3 protein-coding genes and 2 pseudogenes are annotated in these 3,071 nt (G+C 59.1%); 1 reads left to right on the top strand and 4 read right to left on the bottom strand.

Annotation, left to right across the window (positions count from 1 at the left end; all coding sequences use genetic code 11):
• Window positions 1–354 precede the first annotated feature (354 nt).
• Window positions 355–477 carry a hypothetical protein gene (locus DLJ49_RS22775; protein WP_255566812.1) on the bottom strand — a complete coding sequence of 41 codons (123 nt, stop codon included), beginning with the start codon at window positions 475–477 and terminating at the stop codon, window positions 355–357.
• A 58-nt stretch (window positions 478–535) separates the two neighbouring features.
• Window positions 536–871, bottom strand: coding sequence for a hypothetical protein (locus tag DLJ49_RS21590; RefSeq protein ID WP_147277389.1), 336 nt, complete (start codon window positions 869–871; stop codon window positions 536–538).
• Window positions 872–1,560: 689 nt separating this feature from the next.
• On the opposite strand from DLJ49_RS21590, the gene DLJ49_RS20950 reads away from it, so the two are divergent.
• On the top strand, window positions 1,561–1,854 hold the full coding sequence (locus DLJ49_RS20950; RefSeq protein ID WP_115395448.1) for a hypothetical protein: 294 nt from the start codon (window positions 1,561–1,563) through the stop codon (window positions 1,852–1,854).
• Window positions 1,855–2,432: 578 nt separating this feature from the next.
• Here the strand turns inward: DLJ49_RS20950 and DLJ49_RS20945 are convergent.
• Together DLJ49_RS20945 and DLJ49_RS20940 are read right to left on the bottom strand one after the other, a co-directional pair.
• Window positions 2,433–2,741: pseudogene (locus tag DLJ49_RS20945) on the bottom strand (IS1634 family transposase); the annotation flags it as partial.
• Window positions 2,742–2,871: 130 nt separating this feature from the next.
• Window positions 2,872–2,946 (bottom strand): annotated as a pseudogene (locus DLJ49_RS20940) (ATPase); the annotation flags it as partial.
• Window positions 2,947–3,071: the final 125 nt, after the last annotated feature.

The following is a 3,071-nucleotide window of genomic DNA, read 5'->3' as shown; positions in this document are numbered from 1 at the left end:
GAGCTCTTCGAGACCCTGAACCTGCCCAAACCTGCCTGACGACCCGCTCGTAGTCACAAAACGGCGCATCCCGCCGCAAGGAAATCAATTGCCTATCCGTTTTGCTGTCGAACTTGGGGAGGAGGGCTTCGATCGCGGACGGACGATCGGCTTTGGGAATCGGCGGGGTCGATGTCATGGGGCGCCCATCTCGTGCGTGGTCGGGGTAGGTCGCGGTAGGTTGCCTACCGTCACCTACCGGCCCGTCTGGGCCGGCCTCGAGAACGTGGTGCCGATCCTTTCGAGCCGGAAACCGACCTGACCATGAAACCTGAGGCATCCTCATGCACGCCGCCTCGGTGCCCAGCACCATCATCAGAGCAGCTCCGACACCTCCCTCCTCCTGGCGGCACCGTAGTCTGCACTCGCGTGCGAGAAGCAACGCGCCAGCAGCTCGAAGGAAGGCTCGATCACGTGCTGCTCCGTCGTTGGGGCCATGTCGACACCTATGACCACGAGCATCGCGCCCATCACGTCCGCGCGCGTCGCCAAGGTTCTATTCCTTGTCGTTGCCGAGCGCCTCGTGCATCCATTCTTCGCATGCCCGATAGAACTCAACGTCCTGCGCATACCATGCCCAGAGGTTGTTCTTTGCTTTATCCGAGAGGTTGGGGGTGGATGAGTAGTCGTTTCTATGTGCTTTAACAGGATCTTCTTCGAGTTCCAGCGCGTCGCTCCATTCTGCCATCCCGCTCCGACCAAAAAATATCGCCATATCGTCAAGCAAGCGCTCTTGGCGAATGATCCAAATCGGCGGATTTACAAACAGGAAGTTTCCGCAAGTATAGAACCAATCACTTTGATTTTGAGCAGCATGGCGGATAGACTTCATTGCACCAAATGCTTTTACACCAACCTCACCCTGCTCGAAAAGGCTTTCGGCAAGGTCGTTTGCATGTTCAAAATCACTGAAAGCCTTTTCATCATAGGCCGACCACTAACTGTAAATTCTTGGCTGCCCCTTCCTTTTTCTTGAATAGAATCCCGATTTGAACCGGCTGATTGGATCGCGGATGCTGAAGAAGTAGGGCGCTCCGCTTGGAAGATCCTTGAGATACACATCATGGTGGCATTTTCTTATTCTTCGATATCCGGCTCTATCATTTACCTTGTCACAAATCTCCTTAATCTGAGTTCCGGCATTTTTGCCGATGTGAAGAAAATGGATCGGCATTTCTGATGCCGGCCGCACGTATCGAGCAATCTTTACTTCATAACCTGCGGCCCGAATTGATTTTTTCAGCGCCGCCTTTATATATACCATCATCTCGCTTGCCTCAAAAAAATATACTTTCGCGCTTTAAACAGTGAAGAGCTGATTCCGTAAAGGGTCTTACCCCACATTCCCCATGTGGCTTGCACTTTCCCGGTAGACTCGGCTGACTGTGCGTACAAGTCAAGCGCTCGGTGCTGCTGATGGCCGCGCCTATTGTGCGAGAACCCCGATTTGGCCAAATCAGGCCGTGAATCAGCGTCATCCTGCAGTAACCACCGGGGAGGTAGTAGCCAACGTGCCCACGAGTGCTCTGTAGAATCAAGCTGCTACACAAGGTCCGACAGCAGCGTACACAGCACACTACGGATGAAACGCTACAGCCGGTCGTCACGGGCTTCAACAAGGCCCTGCGCGTCGAGAGCCGCGCCGAGCGCCTGAACGGAGACGCCGGGGCCATGGTGCTGCGCCAAATCATGACGCGGAGCGGCATCATCGAGTTGATGGTTCCTCAGCTGACCGATCCGCGGCGCTGGGAGGATGTCGTCCATGACCTCCCCTCGCTCATCCGGACGAGCGTGCTGCTCGGCGCCCAGGTCTGACGCGATCACGACGACACGGACGCGCTCAGGGACGATCCCGCCCTCCAGCTGGCCGCCAGATCGGCGTCCGGGCGAACGCCGCTCGGTGTGCCTCATGGCCTCGCCTCGCAGCGCACGCTTTCGCGATTCTACGACGCAGCGAATGCGGTGATGACGCGCAGGCTCGGTGGGTCGCGTCTGCGAGACTGGGCGCAGGCGATCGCCGAACGGACGGGGCCACGAAAGGCGCGCGTCGAACGCGCCCGTAAGCTCACCGTCATCCTGCACGCACTATGGAGTTCCGGTTTGCCCGGTTTGAGGACCGCCAAGTCGCTTGAGCTAATAGCTCCTGCCGTCCACGATCGGGTGGCGGAGAAATGCGTCCGGCAGGTACGCAGGGCGCAGATTAGATCGCGTCCCCTGCTGCGGACCAAACCGCGCACACCACTTCGATCCACCCGACCCTGAACGCAAATATGCGTCGCCCCTTGCGGCGACCGCGGAGAGAACTTCAGAGCCCCCCAAGTTCGACAGCAAAACGGATAGGCAATTGATTTCCTTGCGGCGGGATGCGCCGTTTTGTGACTACGAGCGGGTCGTCAGGCAGGTTTGGGCAGGTTCAGGGTCTCGAAGAGCTCCAACTGTTCGGGGGTCGTGGAAGAGAGGCCGTCTACCGATCGCTCGCCGATCTTTGCCTGGTGCCGCTGGATGCGGCCGAGCAGATCGAGCGCGGTGCGTGGGCTGGCGGCATGGTCCCTCGCCGTGAGCCTCATGCGCATCACGCGGTAGAGGACGAGAGCGAGGAAGCAGATCAGGGCGTGGGCCCGGATGCGATCGGGCAGACGGTGGTGGACGGGGGCGATCTCGATGTCGGATTTCAGCACGCGGAAGCCGCGCTCGATGTCTGCCTGTCAATCGGCATGGAATCGGGACCCCCGATCGGCGCGCAAAAAGGACCCCTTTGACCCTCGGGTAGCCGGCCCGAGGCGGCGGAGCTTTCAGGTGGCGCAGACGGCTCGGGCCGGCGGGGGGCCGGGCTTAGGCGCGGCTCTTGAAGCGCCAGCTCTCGTTGCCGGTTTCGACGATGTCGCAGTGATGGGTGAGCCGGTCGACCGAAGTTCGACAGTTGATCCGATAAGCGATTGATATTGTTGGCGGGGAGTTCGCGTTTTTGTGACGACAAGGTGCGTCAGGCGGGTTTCGGCAGGCTCAATGCTTCGAACAGGTCGAGTTGCTCC

Origin of the sequence: Rhodovulum sp. 12E13 (assembly GCF_003340565.1) — a bacterium.
Taxonomy (GTDB): Bacteria; Pseudomonadota; Alphaproteobacteria; order Rhodobacterales; family Rhodobacteraceae; genus HLUCCA09.
The sequence above is the reverse complement of the archived record's forward strand: the minus strand, read 5'-3'. Positions and strand labels throughout refer to the sequence as shown.